This is a genomic window from Paenibacillus sp. SRL342 (genome assembly GCF_984798905.1).
Genome location: NZ_OZ481790.1, coordinates 7,163,403 through 7,184,399 on the forward strand (window position 1 = coordinate 7,163,403; position 20,997 = coordinate 7,184,399).

Consider the following 20,997-nt stretch of genomic DNA (forward strand, 5'->3'; position numbering starts at 1 on the left):
AAGAAGATTTTTTTACATGTCTAAGCTCTTTTCTTTATCATTTGCCTCTTTAAACTTATCCCTTGCATAATCTCTAATCAATTTAATCACCTGTTTGTCTTTAATCTCCGATAGAGTCGTTGCTTTATTTGCGAAATCTTTGATTGAGGAACCTAGTAAGTAACATTGATTATCTACAAATAAATATCTATCGTGGAAGTCTTTTACTTTGCACCAATCGAAATTTTTATGTTGAGCTTCATACTTTTCCAGAGCTACTGGAATGTCGCCGTTTAACTTAGAAGTTATTAGTTTTATTGTCACTAATGGATTCAACTCATCAAGAGTCAAAAACAGAGAAGAATCTATGTAATTATCAACAATAAGTATTTCTCTTTGGGCACTTCCTAAAATAGATTTTATTGTGTTGTACGCATCAAATTGCCGACCTTTTTCAAAAAATATTGTTTCTGGTCGTTTATTGTTCGATTCATTCTCCCATGTCAGCCATACACTCTGAAACCATAGCTTTTCATTTCCTTCAAGAGTTCTCCAGGTAGGACGTGTTAGTCCTGGTTCCAAATGCACTTGTTGATAAAAGTCGCTATCCTCCATGTACCAAATCTGAATATTGTTTTCAATAACTGAAAAGCCTATGTCCTCCAAAAAATCTGATTCAATTGTACTCACCAGCTCTTCAATTCTATTGGTAATACTGTTGTGACCATATTCCTTAGCTATCAATAGGTAAGGAGATTCGTTCTCTATGAAAAATAGGAATTTTACAAATCCCGCAAGTCAAAGCTGGAACTTGAGCTTCGGGATGATCAGGTGTACGCTCCCTTATGACAAACTTTCATGCCCTCCTACATCAATCTCCGTTTCAGCAGCGCAAGACCCTGCTACACCTGATCGTTAAGAAGATTACGCTGGACGACAAAAAGCGAGTTGAAAAGGTGGGACTTGACTTCAATGAAGACAGTAAGAAGTATTTTTTAAGCGTAGCCCCTTCTGCCGATAATTTGGTAGAGGGGGCTTTTCCTTTGTCTGGAAAAGCCCAAAAATCAGTTAAAAATCTCAACTTAATCATCTAATATAAAACCATTATTTACCGATATAAATATCATATTATTGATAGAAAGGTTGATATATATGGCAGATGCTTCGAATAACACTAAAAAAATTGAAGTAAATCAAATCCTTGAGCTAGCTAATGATAAACAAATTATCGACGCATTTGTAACAGACGACAACAATGAACATGAAGTGGTTGTAGCTATAGTCGTTAAGGTTCCTATTACCAGAATTAAGTCCGAACAAGGTTGGAAGGCTACTGTTATAGATGCTAAAAGAAATAACAACTTTGATTGTGTAGAAATTAATACAGAACCTGAAAGCCGTATACCATATAACGGTGTAAACTTTCATTCCGATGGGAAAATTTATTCTGACTATGTAGGATATAATAAGGCAAAACAACAGGAATATATTAAGAAGAATGGTAAAAAGTCTTTAGAGCGATATAAACAATTTTACTCCTGCCCTTAAATTTTGAGTAAGAGACTGGCGGTTGATAAATGCAGCCGCCTAAATTAAACTTTGTAGATTAAATTATGCTACTGTATAGAGATCATGGAGATTTTTCTTCAACAGGCTAACATAAAAACAATATCGGCCATATTTATAATACTTACTCCTCTTCAAGTAGCTTAGTCAGAGTTTATATTTCAATTACATTTCTGCCTTCCAATGCTTTAGAAAGTTGTTGAAGATTAGCAAATGGACTGCTGGAAACAATTTTGCTAAGACCCTGCATACCTATGTTTACCATCTCCTTATCTCCTAATTCAAGACCACGATCTATTATTTCAAATGATTTATTAATAGCAACTTTACGCTCATCAAAAATTGAGTCGAATACTTGATGATAACGTTCATATTTACTTTTGATTTCAAGCAGAGCAACTTCTTTTTGTGCCTCTAGTTTCGCTAATTCTAAACTTGTAACTTGTTTCTCTTTGTACGCCTCGCCCAATAAGTTAAATAAGTGCAATACATCAGGGATTGGAATAATCTTTGCGGTTTCTCCTAATTTAACAACAGCCTGTTGAATTTGCTTATCCTTCATTACCTTCTTAAACACTTAGATCCCTCCTAGTTCTTCGTCAAAAACAGGTGTATCAATCATAGCTGCAAAATCGGATGCAATACCACCTATATAAGAAATATGCTTTAGATCATTTTCTGAATAATAACTTCCCCGAAACAAATTCCTACGGAACCAACGAACAAGTTTAGAAATGATAAAGAATCTATTTAAGTAACGAAGAGTTTTTCTTAATTCACTTTCGAAAACAGATCGCGCCTTATCAATTGCAATAATGAGTTCATTAGATCGTTTTTCTATAAGTTTCATTTGAAGTATGTTACCTTCCATTTGATCAATATAACCAATTACTCTATACATTTCTCTTTCAATCTCATTAATTTTCTTGTTAGCATTAAGGTGACTAAACACTCCAAGTAAAGCAAGAGCAGGAATTGCAACGATCCCTCCAATAACAGCGGTTCCAGCAGCCATGCCACCGCCACCAGCAGCAATTGCCCCACCACCAAACCAAGCTAGTGTAGCGTTCGTGGCTGCCGCTCCTGATAGACTAGCAATCGCTGTACCGGTTGAAGCTGCACCAAATGTTGTGACAAGCGCCCAAGTCCCCAAGGCAGTCCCAACACCTGCTGACACACCTTTAGTAGCTGACATTGCGATTTGCCCAGCGGTTATAGTTTTTTCAATTCTTTTGAAGTCAATCATTTCATATTGATTTCCATAACTTCTGGATACAATATCTCGGTCTTTTCCCTTTAAATTCTTAGAAACCTTACTAATTTTCTTTAAACTCTTAACAGCTTTAACCTTGACTTGAATAACGTTCTCTAGTGTTATATCCACATCTCTTCGTTTAGACTCCATTTCAGTATAAAGCTGTTCATATCGGATCTTTAAATCTTCAAACTCAGTAATCTTACGTTCAACACGCCCGTGTGCCCCAAAGGTGACTACATTTTTAAAAAAACTCACTGATAGACTCCCCCTGATTCCCTCTTATAAAGCTATGATTTCAATGTTCCTAATTTGGAAAACCCCTGCAGAACTTTTAAAAACTGACCTAATACTTTATTTAAACCATTAAAAATTTGGAATGGATCATGATTGGGGTTAGGATTAGGCAGTATCACTCTACTTTTCAAAACTAATGTAATAATATTACTACTATATTCCAGTAAATTGAACAAAAAATTTGCTTAGCTTATACACGTACACAAAGAATTGCGCCCTACTTATGGTAAGGTTCACCGCGATTTATCTTCACAGCGCGATAAATCTGCTCCACCAGCACCAGCCGCATTAACTGATGCGGCAGGGTCATGCGCCCGAAGCTCAAGCGCTGCTTCGCGCGGCGCAATACCTCATCGGAGAGCCCATGGCTTCCTCCGATGACAAACACGACATGGCTCGTCCCATACGTGCCGAGCTTGTCGATCTCCAATGCCAGCTCCTCGGAACTCCAGAGCTGGCCATCCAATGCGAGCGCGACCACATGCGCCTCGCTCTTCACATGCGCGAGGATGCGTTCGCCCTCGCGCTCTTTTACCGCCCGAACCTCAGCTTCGCTCAGGGTATCGGGCGCCTTTTCGTCTGCAACCTCGATCATCTGAAACTTGATGTACGGGGCGAGACGCTTGGCATATTCTTGAATGCCCAGCGTGAGATACTTTTCCTTCAATTTGCCTACGCCAATAATCTGAATAAACATGAAATTCGTTCCTCCTAAATTGTCTTGCGAGATATTCTATAAATAAGATGCTTCATCGCATCGTTCATTCCAACTGTATTATACCTATACTACACATTTCTCCAAATTCTAACGAACCCCACACACCTTAATCAGCCCCATTTCGGCTACTTTAAAATCTAACGAATCTGAAACACGCTATCCCAGTCAAAACAAGCGTTTCCCACCTCTTTCGAGGCCATTTCAGGAATATAACGTGTCTACGATTCGTTAGATTTCAACCAGGCGGTATTTGCCCAAATTCGTTAGAGCTACTCGGTCAAGCCACGCCACGCCACGCCACGCCTCCGTATCTACCCACATCGCTGTCACACAACTTCACTTTCCCCGTACCCGGGTGGCATCCATTTCTATTAACTACTTACTTTGTACTTTCGATACGACCTGGTTCACTTCCAACTCAGAACTCAGCACCAACCTACCTTAATCTTCTCCTACTATCCTCTACTCCAACGCCAGCCCCTAAAGCCTCGCCCAGCTCCACACAGCCTACTAACCACACCAATTCCCCCCACAAACACAAAAAGAGCGCTCATCACGCTCTCCTTGGCTTCTTGCTGTGATGTTCATACCGGATGGAAAGTCAGCCCGAAGCGCCACATTAAGTCACGCCTCCAGCCGTCTAAGTCCTACAGTACGCTAAACGACGAGGAATTCCGCGTGCTGTTCGCACTCGGCGCACTTCGCAGGCGGGTCCCAATCGGCAAATTCCGTCTCCTTCAGATCAACGATATCTGGAGCGTCCTCATACTCATCGACAAACATGTCGATGGCAATGTCCACGTGTTCTTTGCATACAACGTACATCCGTTAAGCATCCTTTCTGTAACCAGCTATGTTCCCGATTCACAACCGCGTATCCCATTACAGGATAGCCACTTCTCAGTTCTATCACACCTGCCACCGAAAAGAAACCCCTAGCCCTAATTTATCGTGCCCAACCTCCACCAAACCTCTCCATTCGTCGTAAAAGAACACAAAAAGCATCCCTTCCAGATACCTCCACGGTACCCTGAAAAGAATGCTCCTTAATCCATGCTCTTTAATTCAATCCCGACTGCGCCTTCGTCAACAGCTTCCCGCCTTGAAAAGCAATAACAGCATTGGCACCATTGCCGGCTGTGCCTTTATAGTTGTAAACCACCATATTCTCCGCTTCACTCAGCGCTTCACCTTCGCCGCCGAGGATCTCGATGACATCTCCCACCGACATGCCAACCTCAAGCTTCTCATACTGGGCAAATGTAATCAGCACCCCATCGCCTTTCCCGGCCGATCCGTTGTTTCCTGATGCTACAGGCGTTTGGCCAACAGCCTCACCCACCGCAATCACGTTTGTACTCAGCTCATTCAACTTGGCCTCAAGCTCTGCGATCTTTTGTTCCTGCTCAACGCTCTTGGCTCCCTGCTCCACCAGTTTCTTCTCAAGCCCTGCAATCTTCTCTTGCAGAGCACTTGTATCTACAGATGTTCCTGTTGTAGTTGTAGCTACCTCGGATCCACAGGCAGACAGCATAAACAGGGACAGCGCCAAACTCGTTCCTCCAAGCATCTTTTTCCTCAACCGTTTCATTATAAATACCCCTTCCATTCTGAAATAAAAGCAGATCGACAAACAGATGTTATTGCATCAGCGACCGTCTCCAACATATTGACAACAGTTTACCACAGCCCAAGTCTTATGTATCTGCTCCTTTGGCTCCGGGTCTAACTGATCATGAGAACATAAAATGGTTGATCTACTCATTTACTGTCGAACGAGCACATTCACCCATAACAACTAAAAAAGAGTGGTCAGTTGATCTGATCACTCTTCTAGCATTCCCTTATTTCAATCCGTGCAACAGTATAGGCTCGCTCGTTGAACTTCCCTTACTCCGGTTTATCCGTCAGCTTCACCGATACTTTCTCCGCTTTGCCATCCCGGTAGAAGGTTACTTCGATGGTATCCCCAATCTTCTTCTCATCGTACAGATACTTCCGCAGATCCAGCGTGGAGGTAATTTTTTGCCCGTCAAATTCCGTAATGACGTCATTCAGCTTCATACCTGCTTCAGATGCCGGACCGGATGCTTCCAACACAACCACGCCGCTGTCCACGTGAGATGGCAGCTTCAGATCTTTGCGCTGCTCGTCATCCAGGGGTGCATATGGGTTGCTCAGATCGACCGTGTACACGCCGAGGTATGGACGAGATACTTTGCCATTCACGAGCAGGGAATCGACCGTTCTCATCACTTCGTTCATCGGAATGGCGAAGCCGAGACCTTCAACGCCCGTATCCGAGATCTTCATCGTGTTGATGCCGACCACTTTGCCGTTCAAATCCACCAAAGCACCGCCGCTATTGCCTTCATTAATCGCCGCATCCGTCTGGATCACGTTTTGCTCCCAGTCGTATACTCCGTCCTGATTAATCGATACAGGCAGAATACGATCCGTGTAACTGACAATACCGGAGGTCAGCGTACCGCCCAGACCGAGCGGGTTCCCAATTGCCAACACCGTTTGACCACGCTGAAGTTTGCTGGAATCACCGATCTCAGCGACTGCACCCAGCCCTTTGTCTTCTGCGGATAGTACCGCAATGTCACTTACCCGGTCTTTACCAACCAGCTTTGCCTTATGTGTCTCCCCATCTACGGTCACAATCTCCAGATCACTCGCACCCTCCACGACGTGGTGGTTGGTCATAATGTAGGCCTTGCCATCTTCCTTCTTGAAAATGACCCCTGAGCCCAGCGCCGAATCTTCCATCGATAGACTGCTACCCGTTTTATGGTTCACAATGCTCACCACGGAAGGACGGACGTGGGCTGCTGCCTGGATAATCCGGTCGTATGGATCAGCTGCCTGTGTTGCCTGTGCACTACCTCCACCACCGTTGCCTGTAGCATTCGCCAGCGGTAACGATGTGGGCTGTGTGATGAAGCTAAACAGCGTGACGGTCACGATGGAGCTGATCACCGAGCTGATCACAGCAACTTTCACTGTGGAACTGATTCCCGTACGCGATCTGCGCGGATTGCTCCAGCGGTCACGTCCACGTGCTCTGCCTCCAGGGCGGATGATCTGAAGTTTGCCTTTCTGTTCAGGTTCGGCGCGTCTTGATACTTTGGTTGAATAAAAATCGTCTCCAAACAATCCCATCGTGATCCTCTCCCCTTCGTTGTCACGCATCAAGACCCTGACTGCCGCCTAAGTTGTCGCATGGTTCAACGATGGTGTTCTTACGTTACCCCACTCCAGCCACAGCCGAGCTTCCGATCGCTGTTACTCACAAATTTTTTTTATTTCTTTTTCCTAGGTAAAATTTGTTCATAAAGGCGAACGCTACGCTTCTCCAGCCTCGTTCTGTGTCTTTCGTTACGTGCGTACCGTAAATAACCTCTCGTTTTCCCATGCTTTTTTGCAATTTTATAAAATGGTCTTGCATATCGCCGCATCCCGGCATCAAATCAAGATACAGCGTCTATGTACAACAGAACGGACACGCCATTCTGCCAGTGACTCTATCAATCATGCTCTCGCATTCTATGACATGCTATTTCACACGCAAAACAGCCAAAATCACAATGCTCCTCATATACTAAACACGTCAAATCAAAAAAAGTTGCATATTTACGAAAATTAAAGCAAATTTCCGCTATAACGCGCTTAACAATAAAGGTCCATAGTATCTATCACCACAAAATCCGGTCCGCTAAGCGCCATTTTGGCAAATTTGAAGAACTTTTTCACCCCTGCATAGTCACAGGTTCAGCATACACGTCTCATCACACAAATGTTAGCAGCAAAAAGAGGAATGTTTTCCACCAAGCCTGACTACAATAATAGTAAAAGACAATTCGAAGCTTCATAGAGGAGGATATATATGGATCGCACACGTACACTCACAGCCATGGATGAAGTTCATATGGCGGCCAAGCTGGCCGATCTCAAGGAAGAACACTATCGCAATACCCTTGCACTCAGCACCATCATTGAACTGCTTATTGATAAAGGCATTCTGACCCGCGAGGAAGTCGAACGCAAAGCCGCCGAACTCGACAGCTTTATGGCTCACCCACCCTATCCCATGGCGTAGGACGGTCGTAATACGTATCACAGAGTTTGAACTCATGATCCCGATAAAAGCATCCACGGCTCTCCATCGCGTCGCGCACCGACATTTTCGCCAAGTCCATCATATTATGATCTCGGCTGAGATGTGCCAGATACGTGCGCTTGATGCGTCCGTTCATCAGTTCACTAAGCGCTGCGCCTGCTGCTTCGTTCGACAAATGCCCGATGTCGCTCAAAATCCGGCGCTTGGTGTTCCATGGATAACGCCCCATACGCAGCAATTCGACATCATGATTCGCCTCCAGCACCAGTACGTCAGAATCTGCGATTGCATCGCGCACCTTGTCGCTCATGTACCCAAGATCGGTTGCAACAGACAGCTTCTCCGTGCCATCATCGAAAGTGTACCCTACCGGCTCAGCTGCATCATGTGAGATCCCAAAGGATTCCACGCGCAGTGACCCAAAATCATGCTTTTCACCTGTCTCAAACACCCTCCGGTTTTCCTCTGGAATCGCCCCAACTGACTTCTCCAGTGCCGCCCACGTATTCAGATTCGCATAGATTGGTAAATTATATTTCCGAGACATCGCGCCTAGTCCTTTAATGTGATCAGAATGTTCATGTGTAACCAGAATTCCGTCCAGTTCTGCCCCAGAAATCTCCCTTTCCTGAAACAGTGCATCCAATCGCTTCGCACTAAGGCCGGCATCAATCATGAGAGAAGTGCCCCCATGCTGTATGACTGTGGCATTGCCTGTCGAACCGCTGGATAACACGGTAAAATATATCCCCATAACGCATTACTCCCCTGGTTTGTCTGTCTTGGGACTGAATACATCCCCACTGATGCCCTGCACGTACAACACTTCGCCACTTTCCAGCACGAACCGCCATGCCGGCATCGCTACCTGTATATCTGAATTGAACAACTGGCCGTAATAGCCCAGCTGAATATCTTTGACAATTGCATCATTTGGCAAAAAGTTCTCGATCAGCGTTCCCAGCGCCTTCGACGCCGGAAGTACCTGCTGATCGCTCTCCTCTGCGGTTGTAATCCGCACCGGAGTCTGACGGTAACCCGTTATTTTCTGGTCGCTGTAGAATAGCTCCAGACTCACATTGAAGAGCGGCCATTTGCCATCCACCAGTGGGTGAAGCACAAAAGCCCCATCCTCGGCCATCAGCTGATCCAGCCGGTATGTCCCGATCTGTGGAATCTCACGCTGTAATGCATCTTCCAGCTCGCTCTGCGAGAAGATCAACTTGCTATCTACAGGCTGTTCCAGTTCCATATCAACGCCAGCCTTGTCCTCTTCAATGAACTCATAAGACAACTTTGGCAGCTTCGGCGTTTCATTCGGAATCGGAGCCAGTACCTGAATGCCCTTCTCTTCCATCGCCTGCTGTGTGTTATCTGCCAGTGAGGTGAAGTCCAGATTGGCTCCGGCTGTCTCCCGCGCATCCATCCAGATCTGGTATCCCAGCACCAGATTGAGCAGCAGAAAAGCATAGATCAACACATTTTTCGCCCGTCCCCAATCCAAAACATCACCTCCTTCAGTTAACTGGCTGAAACACTTTCTCAAATTGCCTACCCTTCCACCGGAACTAGCCGTTTACTAGCCTTTGAACTTAAAGCTATACGACAACGGAGAGGGCAGAAATAACCTGAAGAAGCGGAGCGTTCGCCTTTACCAACAGATTTCCCCCTTATTAAAGGGAGTTCAAGAAATCTGGGGGTAACAGCGATCGGAAGGTTATTCTGCACGCGTAGTGATAAAGTACAGCTACTCTTTGTTCAATGACTATAACCTATCAAGATACGGTAGTCTCCTCACCATTGCCAAAGCGGATTACCCATACCGGGATCAGCTTCAGCCCGTCCTCAATTGTAGAAGGACGATATGCCGGGTACACGTCCACCACCTGACGATTCTCACCTGCTACCTTTTTGATCAGAGCCTGGAGCTTCTCCCCGCCTGGCAATTTGACTGATTTCTTCGTCTCTGCGCCTTCGTTCAGGTATTCCAGCGATCGTTCGTAGCTGGACACCGTCTCCTGCTGCATCTCCATGCTGATCGTTCCGAAGCGGAACTGCATGGAATCCATAATCGGATAACTGCCGTAGTACTGCTGGAATTCAAGCTGTGTCTTGCTGTCAGCGGTCTCCAGCATCATGCGCGACCTGCCTTTCCAGCCGCCATGCTGGTTCACAAAATCAACCGCAGACAGCGCATCCTTCGCGGGATCAATCTGTCCCGCAGGCGGTGCGGCTGGGTCGGTGTAGCTGATCCAGCGTTGTTCCTGTTTTACCTGCAGACTACGTTTACTGTCCGTATAGATCTCCGACCCGTCTTTTTCCCGTATGTTCCGGGTCATGCTTGGATCGAAGAACAGACTGCGTTGCATCTGCTCAACCGTGAATTGACCTGTCGGCACATCTGCTTCAATCGTCTCCAGAGCTTCCGCCGGGATATAATACCCGCCGTCCATCAGTGTATATGGCGTCCAATTCGTACCGAAGTCGACATGCTGCTGCACGTCCTGTACCGTCAAGTCCGCCTGAGTTGCTTCGTATACCACATCTCCCTTGGCGCTGAAGAACAGCGCATGGGCCTTCGTTTCATTTTTAGCTGTATAGATCGAGATTCGGTTAATGGTCTCCCCTTGGAACAAGGAATCCGTCCCCAGTCTCATCACCCGCTGTAACAATGCTACGGGGATACCTTCTTTGAACGATAGCTCAAACCCAGGGTTCTCCTTGCGAATCTGATCCCAGTTCACCGATTGCACACTGCGGCGCTGAAAATCATCGAACGCCCGCCCCTGTAACCGTGAATAGATCAACTGATAGAACGTATTGCCAGGGTAAAACACCGTATGTTTATCCTCACCCAGATGAATAATCATCTGATCAGGGAAGATCAATTCTTCAATATTGCGTTCCTGACCCATATTTTCCGTCTTCACATAGTTCGTCTCTGACGTCACAATGGAATCTCCGCCTCCGGGCAAACGGTAGATCAGAAAATAACTCTGAACCAGACTGGCCACAACAAGGGCAGCAAGCACCAAGGATTTAATCCGTTCCTTCACGGTGCTCACCCCCTTTCTCACGCATCGGCAGTGTGAACGTTACTGTCGTTCCCACATCTACTTCAGACTCCAAAGAGATGCTTCCATCATGTGCCTTCACAATTTCCCGGGCAATGGACAGTCCTAGCCCTGTGCCTCCCATACTGCGAGAACGAGCCTTGTCCACCCGATAAAACCGCTCAAAAATGCGATCCAAATCGCGCTGTGGGATACCCATTCCGGTATCCGATACCGAGATGGCAAGTGTGTGTTCATCACTGCGTCTAGCCGCAATCGTAATGGTGCCGCCTTCCAATGTATATTTCAGCGCATTGGACACGACATTATCCAGCACCTGATCAATCTGGTCGCGATCCAGCGGAACAGCCGGAATATCATTCTCTACAGACAGCACAGGCTGAATATCCTTCTGATGCATCTGGAACGAGAATCGATCCGTCACTTCCTCCAGCATTTCCAGGATGTCTGTTGGCTGTTTACGTAGCAAAGCCTCTTTGGAATCAAGCCGCGATAGATGCAGCAGATCCGTAACCAGTCGTATCATTCGCTCTGTCTCGTTCTGAATAACACCAACGAAACGACCGGCAAGCTGCGGATCTTCCAGTGCACCGTCATCCAGTGCTTCCGCGTAACTCTTGATCGTAGTCAGTGGTGTACGCAGTTCATGGGATACATTGGCTACGAATTCACGACGGGATGCCTCAAGCTCTTCCTGCTCGGTAACATCCTGAAGTACGGCAATCGTTCCCGTGATCCCCCGTTCACGCCGATGAACCGGTGTGAACGTCATCCGAATGACCACAGGTTCTTCTTGTCCTGCGGGTGCAATCTGCAGCAAAGTTGAACCTGTGAAACCACTCGCAAGGGCTTCCGCATCCTCCGGATCAATGCCGAGTAATATAGCGAAGTGTCTTCCTTCAATATCCGCAGGATGCATACCCAGAATGCTGCTGGCACGACGGTTTACGAGAATGACTTTACCGTACTCATCCGTAGCCACCACACCATCACTCATATTGGTCAGAATGGAGGTTAACTTCTCCTTCTCCTCTTCATTCAGTGAAAGTGCATCCCGAAGCCTACTGGTCATATAGTTAAAAGCCCGACTGAGCTGACCAATCTCATCCGTGCCAAATACAGGTGTCTGCTGATCGAAGTTACCTTCTGCGACCGCTGTCGCTCTCCGAGTCACTTCCTTAATCGGCTGTGTAATCGTATGGGACAGGATCACGCCAAGCACCGCCGTTAACACCAAGGCAATCAGAATGCCTGAGATAAAGATTTTGTTGATTCCCTCCATCGTGGAATACAGCTCGTTCATGGATGCCGCAATGTAGACCGCACCAATGATCTTGCCGCCGGACAGCACCGGCTTGGCGACGACCTTTTTGCGAACATTATCCTCGTCCACAATATATTCCTCATTGTCCCGAATACCTTGCAGCGCACGGCTGACAACGGTTTGGGTATTTTTGCGCCCCACATAATCCGAATGTGAACTTAGCGAGGTTGTCAGTACTTTGCCGCTGGCATCCAGCACCTGAATCTCGGCACCGTTAATGTTGAACAGGTTGTTCACCAGCACACGCAGATTTTCCGTTTTGTCCTCGCCAGCTTCTGCTTCTCCACCCGCCATCGTCTCCCCCACGAGAACCGACAGCATCTCCGCACGCGCCTGCAAGTCTTCCGTAAAGTTGCTCGTTAGTGAGTTCTTCATCGCGCTCACAAAATAAACCCCGATCAATTGCATCGCAATCAGAATCAGTAGTACATAGATAATGATCAATTTCGCCTGAATCGTTCGGAAGAACGAGAATCGCGCGAATCGGCCCATTATATCCCCACGCTTTTGGCACTGCGCACGAGATAACCGAGCCCGCGGCGTGTCAGAATCGTTTCCGGTTTGCTTGGATTCTCCTCAATCTTCTCACGCAAACGACGGATCGTGACATCCACGGTACGTACATCGCCGAAATATTCATATCCCCATACCGCTTGCAGCAGATGCTCCCGTGTCATAACCTTGCCGGAGTGCTTCGCCATATAATAGAGAAGTTCGTACTCACGGTGGGTCAGATCAAGCGGTTCTCCGCCTTTATAAGCCGTATACATGTCCATATCAAACGCCAGATCAAACAGCCGCATGACCTGCTTCTCTTCGTCTTCGTGCGCTTCTGCCGTAATCGCAAGCTTTTGCCGTCTGCGCATCTGTGCCTTCACCCGTGCAAGCAGCTCACGCGTACTGAATGGCTTCGTCACGTAATCATCCGCACCCAATTCCAGACCAAGCACCTTGTCGATCTCGCCATCCTTGGCGGTAAGCATAATGATCGGCATCTCCAGATGAGCGCGCACCTCACGACAGACATCCATACCGTCCTTGCCCGGGAGCATCAGATCCAGCAGCATCAGATCCGGTTTCTCGGATAACGCCAGTTCAACCGCACGAATGCCATCAAATGCACAGATGACCTCGTACCCCTCTTTTTCCAAATTAAACTTCAGAATGTCCGCGATGGGCTGTTCATCGTCCACCACCAAAATCTTCCCCTGCATCGGCTAAGTTCACCCCTATATCCTGCTTAATCCGCGTTAGCGTTTATATCTCTTTTCTATGTTTAGCTTGTACCAAGCCTGCTTGATTGGTTTCTCTAGCTTGTTGTTTATATTCTCTAGTTTAACATACCTGAAGCACCGTCACATCCCGATCAGGGGCTTGGAAGGTCTTTCATCTGAAAATTTTTTACAGCAGCAAAAAACAAGGCCAGCATTATAGCCAACCTTGCTCTACTTAAGCTCTATATTAGTTCAGATACGTTAACGGATTTTCTACCGTTCCATTCTTAATAATCTCAAAATGCAGATGTGTTCCAGTCGAACGACCCGTGTTGCCCATAACGCCGATACTCTCGCCTTTTTCAACCACTTGTCCAACCTTAACGCCAATGCTGTTCAAATGTCCATACAGTGTTTCGTATCCGTTACGGTGGTTAATAATGATGACATTACCATAGCCGCTTTTCTGTCCTGCAAAAGTAATTACACCCTCATCAGACGCTTTCACATCGCGGTTACCTACCAGATCGACACCTTTGTGCTGGCGACCCCAACGTTGTCCAAAGCTGCTGCTCATCGTTGCATTTGATACCGGCCAAGCAAATTCACCTGAGCCCTCACCAACAACTTTTGTTCCGCTAAGGACTACTTCAGTTACTGCTGTTTTAATCACTTCCTGACCAAGCCACTCTTCCTGAACCACTTCACCATTTTCTTTGGTTATACGGTACTGCATGCTTTTCAAGCCACTTTGTCCTGGGCGCACGACTTTTGTTGTACCTGCTTTCAACGCGTCACTTTTGCGCACTTCCACTTGCGGTTTGATCTCAATCTGTTCAACAACCTGCTCAACCGATTTAACGGTTACCGCCGGTTTCGGAACGGTCAAGGTCAGTTCGTCTCCGATTTGAAGCGACGTTTCCTTGATGCCCGGATTATGCTTACGAATCTCGCTTTGTGTAATTTCATACTTGGCAGCGATCGAAGAGATTGTATCTCCTTCACGAACCACATAAGTTACAGGCGCGTCTTTACCAACGGTTAATGCTTTAACCGCCTCGGACACATCCCATATTTTGTTTGGATCAGCCTTCACCACATCTGTCGCTACATCTTCCTTGATGCCTACCGATTTCAGGGTTGTGCTAGGTCCCTCCTCTTTCTTCGAGGAGTTAGCCGATACCGACTTCGTCTTCAGCGAACTTCGCACAGCCGATGCCGATATGTATTTGCTCTGCACTTGTTCCAGGATTGCATCCGCTGTTGCCTGATCCTTCACGATACCAATGACTTCACCGTCTACCTTGAGCTCCACACCTTTGGCGTAGGCTGTCAGCATGTCACCCAGTTTGTCCAGCGTCTCGTCACTGTTCACTTCAGGTTTGTACGCTCTTACCGTTTCGGTTGTGATGCCATCCGTGTTCAGCACCATCTCTGCATCCGGATATTTATGTTGATATTCCTCAGTTTTGTCTGTAAATAGTTGTTGTAATTGTGCCTCATCTGCAATGGTACCAATCTCGCTACCTTTAACCATTACTTTATAGTACGGTACGGTGTTTGCAGTAACATATTGTTTGCCTGCGAACCCAAGCGATGCTGCGATGAATACACCACATGCTGCTGTAATGATCCATTTGCGCGAGGCCAGAACGCGCTTCTTATTCACACTGAAGGTGGACATGCTCATGTTGTTTTTGTCTTCGGCCGTCCGGTGTTCCCCGGATTGTTCGTGTACCCGGTCTTTGCCCGGTTGGCGTATGCCTCTGAAACCTTTCATGATTCTCTCCTTTTCAGCACTTCTCAGTTCGCATTTCTGTCAAGACATCACCCATCGTGTCTGTCCCATGCTCGTTGATACTTGTATTGGTTGTCCGCAAAATCGGACTTTAGCTACGCTCTCAAAAGTGTCAAAATTTTAACCTTTTATCACACCCGTATACTTTAACACAGGTTTTACACTCATTTCAACTCTACACGTCACACCGCAAAGCCACGCCCCGCTTGGTTTCCCTTAATTACCCATAAGATAGTATGGCTGTTCCATCACCCATTATGCCTCAACATCCGCTGTACTATGTACTTTTGTTCGCAAATTAAGACTAGGTTCTAAGACCCAGTGAAATATGCTTTATTTTTCATAAAAATACAAATAAAATCCCTCACCAGATCAACTCTGATAAGGGATTACGTAAACAACCTGTTTGTGGTTTATCTTAAACTGGATTTCATCTCATGTCACAATAGAAATTAACCTTCATGTCTCGATTCTTTGGCTGCAAGAATTACAAATCGCTTCTGCTGTACTTCCCAGAATCCATTTTGCTCCATCTCCATATGAATATCCATTAACGGCTGACGGAACTGTTTTACCTTGAAATCAGGTACTTGCCACGGGATGGTCTTTAGATAATATACCAGTGCCCCTATATCATAGAAACGCTGCGCGGGAGTTGCTTCCCGTTGCTCCAGAATACGGAATCCACACTGTTCCAGCTGAAGAACAGCACGATCCAGCTCCCATCCAGCGTAATCCGCTGGCATAGGAATGCCGAGCCGATCATTGATCTCCCTGCAATCTGACCAACCTACCTGTTGAGTCAGAAACAGTCCACCTACCGATAGAATCCGCCTAACTTCCTGCTCATCATACGACTCATGCCGATTAAGAATCAGATCAAATTCCCCATCTGCGAAAGGAAGTTGTGAATCATCAGTCACTGGAAGCACCTTCACACCGAGCGGCTGTAAACGTTCCTCTGCAATCGGTATATTGGGGAGATAGCCTTCGGTCGCACATGTGTATGGAGGAAGGGGACAGAGCCTGGACAGCATTTCTCCTCCACCAGTCCCCATGTCGAGCATTCGTTCTGTTTGATTCAATAATCGGCGCGCCATCGTTCCATAGGACCAGGGCAACATTCCACTCTGAAGTCGCTCACTCCCTGTTACATAGCTAAGATCCCAGCCACTAAACGGCTGATCTGCTTCTTGCAGACCTTGCTCGTATCGCTCTTTAGCAGTCTCGGCAAACTTGTTTACTGACGGTTCTGACTTCGAATGATATAAGTTCATGTTCAATAAAACCTCCAATTAGTGAATTCATAAACACAGATACATCGTATCTCTTGAATGCACCCTATGAACGGAGGCCCCCGAATTGAACTAGAGGTTTCTGCAATTTTGCCTAAACGTTTTTATATGTCGTGTTCTTTCCCTTTATATTTCATACACTGTACCCTCCTATAGGCATTTCCAGTATTTATTTAAATAGATTATATTCAATAGTCATCGACAAGTCCAATACAGTATGAATCAGGCGTTACTCGTCTATGAGCACGCCTGTCTTCCCTGCCTATCTTATTCTGTCTGCAGTACTTCCATCAGATTGTCATACTCTTCACTGGTCAGGTACTTCGAGATCACCTGTTCAATCTCACGTAGTTCCTGTTCCGTTAGGCCACCTTCCATGGCACCTGAGATCTGTTGCATTTCTTTCTGCGGCAGCTTGTTCATGAGCAGGCTGAAGATTTTTTCTTTCTCCTCTGCTGGCAGCTTGTCCTTCGCTCCTGTAATGTCATCCGGTGATACAACAATGGCATCATTGCCTGTAGAAGCACCTCCGCTGGCCGCTCCGGTTCCATTACCTGAAGCTGAACCACTACCCTGATCTGTTCCTGAGTCATTACCCGTGCCCGTATTCGTCCCATTGCCTGCACTTGTGCCTGAATTTGATCCTACGGTCGTATCTGTACCTGAACCTTCCCCAGTGCCCTCGTTTGAGCCACTTCCTTGGGACGCATCGCTACCTGTATCTACGCCAGATTGACCGCTCTCCGTCCCATTCCCCATAACTGAAACAGCATCTTCCGGAACCTGCTCTTCGTCCGCTCCTGTCGGCTGATCTGTCGTCCCATTTCCTGATTTGTTCCCTTCACTGGTTTTACCGCCCAAGGCACCTTGGAACATGGTAGTTAACCCCGTGGGTTGACCTTCCCACTGAATATTGAAACTCGCGAGTAGCGACTTCGCATATGACTGTACAATTAATCCGGTCGTGAGCAGTGTCAGTGAACTGACCAGCAACACGGTTAGCACGATTTTGACAAACCACACAAGCAACTTCATTCCGTTCTCTCCCTCCGATTATCCCACCCGTCTAACATGCGCATGTCGGGGTCTGTGACTCTACTGTTAACCAGTATTGACGGAAATCTTGGGATTATATCCGAAAAACATACAAAAAACCTCCAGTCATCGCTATAAAAGCAACAACTGGAGGCTTAACATGCCTAAGTCGGCAGAGGATTCTATTTTATAATTCAAGAAACAATCTCTCTATTTCTTCGATTACTCGTAGATTGGAAGAACTTGATTTGTTTGCTCACGGTTACGACCAACGGAGAAGATGGCAATTGGAATGCCTGTCAGTTCGGAAACACGTTTTACATAATTCTGTGTGTTCACTGGCAGGTCTTCAAGTTTCTTAGCTCCAGTGATATCTTCGCTCCAACCTGGCATCTCTTCGTATACTGCTTCACATTCTGCCAGCATTTTGAGGCTTGCCGGATAGTGTGTGATGACCTCGCCGCGGAATTTGTATCCTGTGCAGATTTTTACAGTTTCCAGACCTGTCATTACGTCCAGAGAGTTCAGGGACAGACCTGTGATTCCACTGACACGACGCGCGTGGCGAACAACAACACTATCGAACCAACCTACACGACGTGGACGTCCAGTTACCGTACCATACTCATGTCCAGTCTCACGGATTTGGTCGCCGATTGCATCATGCAATTCCGTAGGGAATGGGCCATCTCCTACACGCGTTGTGTAAGCTTTCGCTACCCCAATGACTTGCTGAATACGAGCCGGGCCTACGCCAGAACCGATACATACGCCACCTGCGGACGGATTGGATGATGTAACAAATGGATAAGTTCCTTGATCAAGGTCCAACATAACGCCTTGTGCACCTTCAAACAATACTTTTTTATCCTCATCAATATATTCGTTCAGAACAACCGATGTATCACGTACGTAAGGACGCAGAATTTCGGCATATCCGAGGTAATCTTGCAGAATCTCTTCCACATCAACAGGCTGGCCGCCATAGACTTGCTCGATGACACGGTTTTTTTCTTTGACCAGATGACGCAGTTTCAGTTCGAAGTCTTCAGCATCCAGCAGGTCAACCATCCGAATACCAATACGGGCTGATTTGTCCATGTAACATGGGCCAATTCCTTTGCCAGTCGTACCGATTTTATTCGGACCTTTGCTCTCTTCTTCGAGTGCATCCAACACCATGTGATATGGCAGGATGATATGTGCGCGCTCACTGATGGACAGGTTCTTCGTTGTGAAATCATTGTCATGAATATAGTTAATTTCTTCGATGAGTGCCTTCGGGTTGATAACCATTCCGTTACCAATAACACACGCTTTATCCGTGTAGAAAATCCCTGATGGAATCATCGTCAGTTTATATTTTTTGTTATCAATCAGAATTGTATGACCCGCATTGTTACCACCTTGATAACGAGCCACCACATCAGCGCTCTCCGCCAAATAATCCGTGATTTTACCTTTTCCTTCGTCTCCCCATTGCGTTCCCACTACAACTACCGTTGACATAGTTAACATTCCTCCGTGGGTGCCTTGCGCACCTTTGTATTGGTCTGTCCGTCCTCTATCCCGGCAGGCGTGTTACGCAAAAAACCGACTGAGAAGCGTGCTAACGGACAGTAAAAATGTCCTTCCGTTACATTCAAGGGAAGGTTTGCGCTGCTTTAACGCAGCAGTATTAGTGTACCAGTACCCTTTTTCAAAGTCAAATCAAATGGCGAACAATTAGATATAGTACAACTGTAATGTTCGGGATTTACCCATTATTTCGACACAAAAAACCGGAGACTTCAGTCCAAGCTTGCTTGACTGCTATCACCGGTTCAAGGATACCCATTTCAATGTAATTCTATATCTGGTATTTATAAGACCTGTTTGCGTTCAGTTGCTCTAATGGTTGATCTTCGGGACAAACGATTCTGGCTTCTTGATCGAAGCCGTCAGCACCTGCCCGTTACATCGCGAAGGCGTCATTGTGCGCCCTCTCGTAATTGACGAATTTATTAAAGTTTTTCAGGAAGACCAGTTCTACCGTACCTACCGGACCGTTACGCTGTTTAGCGATAATGATCTCAATAATATTTTTCTTCTCGGTCTCCTGGTTATAGTAGTCATCCCGGTACAGAAACGCTACGATGTCGGCATCTTGCTCGATCGAACCCGATTCCCGCAAGTCACTCATCATCGGACGTTTGTCCTGACGTTGCTCTACACCCCGGCTCAGCTGGGACAAGGCAATAACCGGAACTTCCAGTTCCCGGCCAATCTGTTTCAGTGTACGTGAAATCTCGGATACCTCTTGTTGACGGTTCTCCCCTGCTTTACCACGTCCACTAATCAGTTGAAGATAGTCGATCAGGATCATGCCAAGGCCTTTCTCTTTCTTCAAGCGACGGCATTTGGCACGAATATCCGCTACGGTAATCCCTGGCGTATCATCTATGAAGATGTTGGCTTCTGACAAAGCGGCAATACCCATCGTCAGCTTCTGCCAGTCCTCATCACCTTTGAAGTCACCCATACGCATTACGCTGGCATCCAGGTTGGCTTCCGCACAGATCATACGTTGTACCAGCTGGGCAGCTGACATCTCCAGACTGAAGATAGCTACCGTCTCCTGTGCCCGAATGGCAACGTTCTGAGCGATATTCAGGGCGAAGGCCGTCTTACCTACGGAAGGACGGGCCGCTACAATGATCAAGTCACTGCGCTGGAATCCGGCAGTCATCTTGTCCAGATCGATAAACCCGGACGGAATACCTGTCGTTGTACCCTTATTCTGATGAAGTGTTTCCACACGATCGAATACTTCCATCAGTACGTCCTGAATGGCTATAAAACCACTACTGGAGCGACGGTTGGAGATCTCCAGAATGCGACGTTCAGCTTCTCCGAGCATCGCTGCAACATCTTCGCCGCCTGTATATCCTTCGCTCACGATCTGTGTTGCCGTACGAATCAGGCGACGCAGCATCGATTTCTCTTCGATAATCTGAGCGTAGTAGTCTACGTTCGCGGCTGTAGGTACACCATGGGCTAGCTTAGCCAGATAACTAACGCCCCCGATGTCCTCCAGCTCACCTTTATCCTTCAGAAGCGAAGTCAGTGTCACGAGGTCAATCGGTTGATTTCCCTCACCAAGCTGGATCATCGCTTCAAAGATTAATTGATGGGGCTTATCATAGAAATCCTCGGTTTGCACCCGTTCCATCGCTGTAATCAGGGCCTCGCCCTGCAACAGGATTGCACCCAGCACGGCCTGTTCGGCTTCCAGGTTCTGCGGGGGAATCCGGTCGAATAACATTTCTCCGCCCAT

At 46.7% G+C, this 20,997-nt stretch carries 20 protein-coding genes; 3 read left to right on the top strand and 17 right to left on the bottom strand.

All coding sequences use genetic code 11. The features are described from left to right. Positions 1-12: 12 nt before the first annotated feature. Positions 13-723, bottom strand: coding sequence for a hypothetical protein (locus AC4E8D_RS31615; RefSeq protein ID WP_490205696.1), 711 nt, complete (start codon positions 721-723; stop codon positions 13-15). A 101-nt stretch (positions 724-824) separates the two neighbouring features. On the opposite strand from AC4E8D_RS31615, the gene AC4E8D_RS31620 reads away from it, so the two are divergent. Together AC4E8D_RS31620 and AC4E8D_RS31625 are read left to right on the top strand one after the other, a co-directional pair. Beyond that, on the top strand, positions 825-1,073 hold the full coding sequence (locus tag AC4E8D_RS31620; protein ID WP_490205697.1) for a hypothetical protein: 249 nt from the start codon (positions 825-827) through the stop codon (positions 1,071-1,073). Positions 1,074-1,131: 58 nt separating this feature from the next. Then, a complete protein-coding gene (locus AC4E8D_RS31625) occupies positions 1,132-1,527 on the top strand; it encodes a hypothetical protein (RefSeq protein ID WP_490205698.1) in 396 nt (131 codons plus the stop codon). 172 nt (positions 1,528-1,699) lie between these two features. On the opposite strand, the gene AC4E8D_RS31630 is transcribed toward AC4E8D_RS31625, so the two are convergent. The 6 genes from AC4E8D_RS31630 to AC4E8D_RS31655 form a co-directional block, all read right to left on the bottom strand. After that, positions 1,700-2,122 (bottom strand): hypothetical protein, encoded by a 423-nt coding sequence (locus AC4E8D_RS31630; RefSeq protein WP_490205699.1) that lies wholly within the window; start codon positions 2,120-2,122, stop codon positions 1,700-1,702. Beyond that, a complete protein-coding gene (locus tag AC4E8D_RS31635) occupies positions 2,123-3,058 on the bottom strand; it encodes a hypothetical protein (RefSeq protein ID WP_490205700.1) in 936 nt (311 codons plus the stop codon). A 256-nt stretch (positions 3,059-3,314) separates the two neighbouring features. Then, positions 3,315-3,794 (bottom strand): 23S rRNA (pseudouridine(1915)-N(3))-methyltransferase RlmH, encoded by a 480-nt coding sequence (rlmH, locus tag AC4E8D_RS31640; RefSeq protein ID WP_017691463.1) that lies wholly within the window; start codon positions 3,792-3,794, stop codon positions 3,315-3,317. 678 nt (positions 3,795-4,472) lie between these two features. Continuing rightward, positions 4,473-4,640 (bottom strand): CxxH/CxxC protein, encoded by a 168-nt coding sequence (locus AC4E8D_RS31645; protein WP_017691462.1) that lies wholly within the window; start codon positions 4,638-4,640, stop codon positions 4,473-4,475. A gap of 235 nt (positions 4,641-4,875) precedes the next feature. Next, entirely contained in the window at positions 4,876-5,406 is a 531-nt protein-coding gene (locus tag AC4E8D_RS31650) for a hypothetical protein (RefSeq protein WP_490205701.1), read from the bottom strand. 299 nt (positions 5,407-5,705) lie between these two features. Continuing rightward, the gene (locus AC4E8D_RS31655; RefSeq protein WP_490205702.1) at positions 5,706-6,983 is read right to left on the bottom strand and encodes a S1C family serine protease; all 1,278 of its coding nucleotides are present in this window, start codon (positions 6,981-6,983) and stop codon (positions 5,706-5,708) included. Positions 6,984-7,707: 724 nt separating this feature from the next. On the opposite strand from AC4E8D_RS31655, the gene AC4E8D_RS31660 reads away from it, so the two are divergent. Continuing rightward, positions 7,708-7,920 carry a hypothetical protein gene (locus AC4E8D_RS31660; protein ID WP_036611899.1) on the top strand — a complete coding sequence of 71 codons (213 nt, stop codon included), beginning with the start codon at positions 7,708-7,710 and terminating at the stop codon, positions 7,918-7,920. Here the strand turns inward: AC4E8D_RS31660 and AC4E8D_RS31665 are convergent. From AC4E8D_RS31665 to dnaB, 10 genes are all read right to left on the bottom strand, one after another. Then, positions 7,889-8,695, bottom strand: coding sequence for an MBL fold metallo-hydrolase (locus tag AC4E8D_RS31665; protein ID WP_091035273.1), 807 nt, complete (start codon positions 8,693-8,695; stop codon positions 7,889-7,891). The genes AC4E8D_RS31660 and AC4E8D_RS31665 overlap by 32 nt on opposite strands. A 6-nt stretch (positions 8,696-8,701) precedes the next feature. After that, positions 8,702-9,445, bottom strand: coding sequence for a two-component system regulatory protein YycI (gene yycI / locus AC4E8D_RS31670; RefSeq protein WP_017691456.1), 744 nt, complete (start codon positions 9,443-9,445; stop codon positions 8,702-8,704). Between the two features lie 271 nt (positions 9,446-9,716). Continuing rightward, positions 9,717-10,997 carry a YycH family regulatory protein gene (locus tag AC4E8D_RS31675; RefSeq protein ID WP_145324958.1) on the bottom strand — a complete coding sequence of 427 codons (1,281 nt, stop codon included), beginning with the start codon at positions 10,995-10,997 and terminating at the stop codon, positions 9,717-9,719. Continuing rightward, the gene (walK, locus tag AC4E8D_RS31680) at positions 10,981-12,831 is read right to left on the bottom strand and encodes a cell wall metabolism sensor histidine kinase WalK (protein ID WP_076216658.1); all 1,851 of its coding nucleotides are present in this window, start codon (positions 12,829-12,831) and stop codon (positions 10,981-10,983) included. The genes AC4E8D_RS31675 and walK overlap by 17 nt, the downstream gene beginning before the upstream one ends. Next, positions 12,831-13,553, bottom strand: coding sequence for a response regulator YycF (yycF, locus tag AC4E8D_RS31685; protein ID WP_017691453.1), 723 nt, complete (start codon positions 13,551-13,553; stop codon positions 12,831-12,833). The genes walK and yycF overlap by 1 nt, the downstream gene beginning before the upstream one ends. 247 nt (positions 13,554-13,800) lie before the next feature. Continuing rightward, on the bottom strand, positions 13,801-15,333 hold the full coding sequence (locus tag AC4E8D_RS31690) for a peptidoglycan DD-metalloendopeptidase family protein (protein ID WP_339306311.1): 1,533 nt from the start codon (positions 15,331-15,333) through the stop codon (positions 13,801-13,803). A gap of 470 nt (positions 15,334-15,803) precedes the next feature. Beyond that, a complete protein-coding gene (locus AC4E8D_RS31695; protein ID WP_490205703.1) occupies positions 15,804-16,628 on the bottom strand; it encodes a class I SAM-dependent methyltransferase in 825 nt (274 codons plus the stop codon). 285 nt (positions 16,629-16,913) lie between these two features. Continuing rightward, on the bottom strand, positions 16,914-17,681 hold the full coding sequence (locus tag AC4E8D_RS31700) for a hypothetical protein (RefSeq protein ID WP_339306313.1): 768 nt from the start codon (positions 17,679-17,681) through the stop codon (positions 16,914-16,916). A gap of 222 nt (positions 17,682-17,903) precedes the next feature. After that, positions 17,904-19,190, bottom strand: coding sequence for an adenylosuccinate synthase (locus tag AC4E8D_RS31705; RefSeq protein WP_036671866.1), 1,287 nt, complete (start codon positions 19,188-19,190; stop codon positions 17,904-17,906). Between the two features lie 445 nt (positions 19,191-19,635). Beyond that, positions 19,636-20,997 (bottom strand): replicative DNA helicase, encoded by a 1,362-nt coding sequence (gene dnaB, locus AC4E8D_RS31710; protein WP_036611922.1) that lies wholly within the window; start codon positions 20,995-20,997, stop codon positions 19,636-19,638.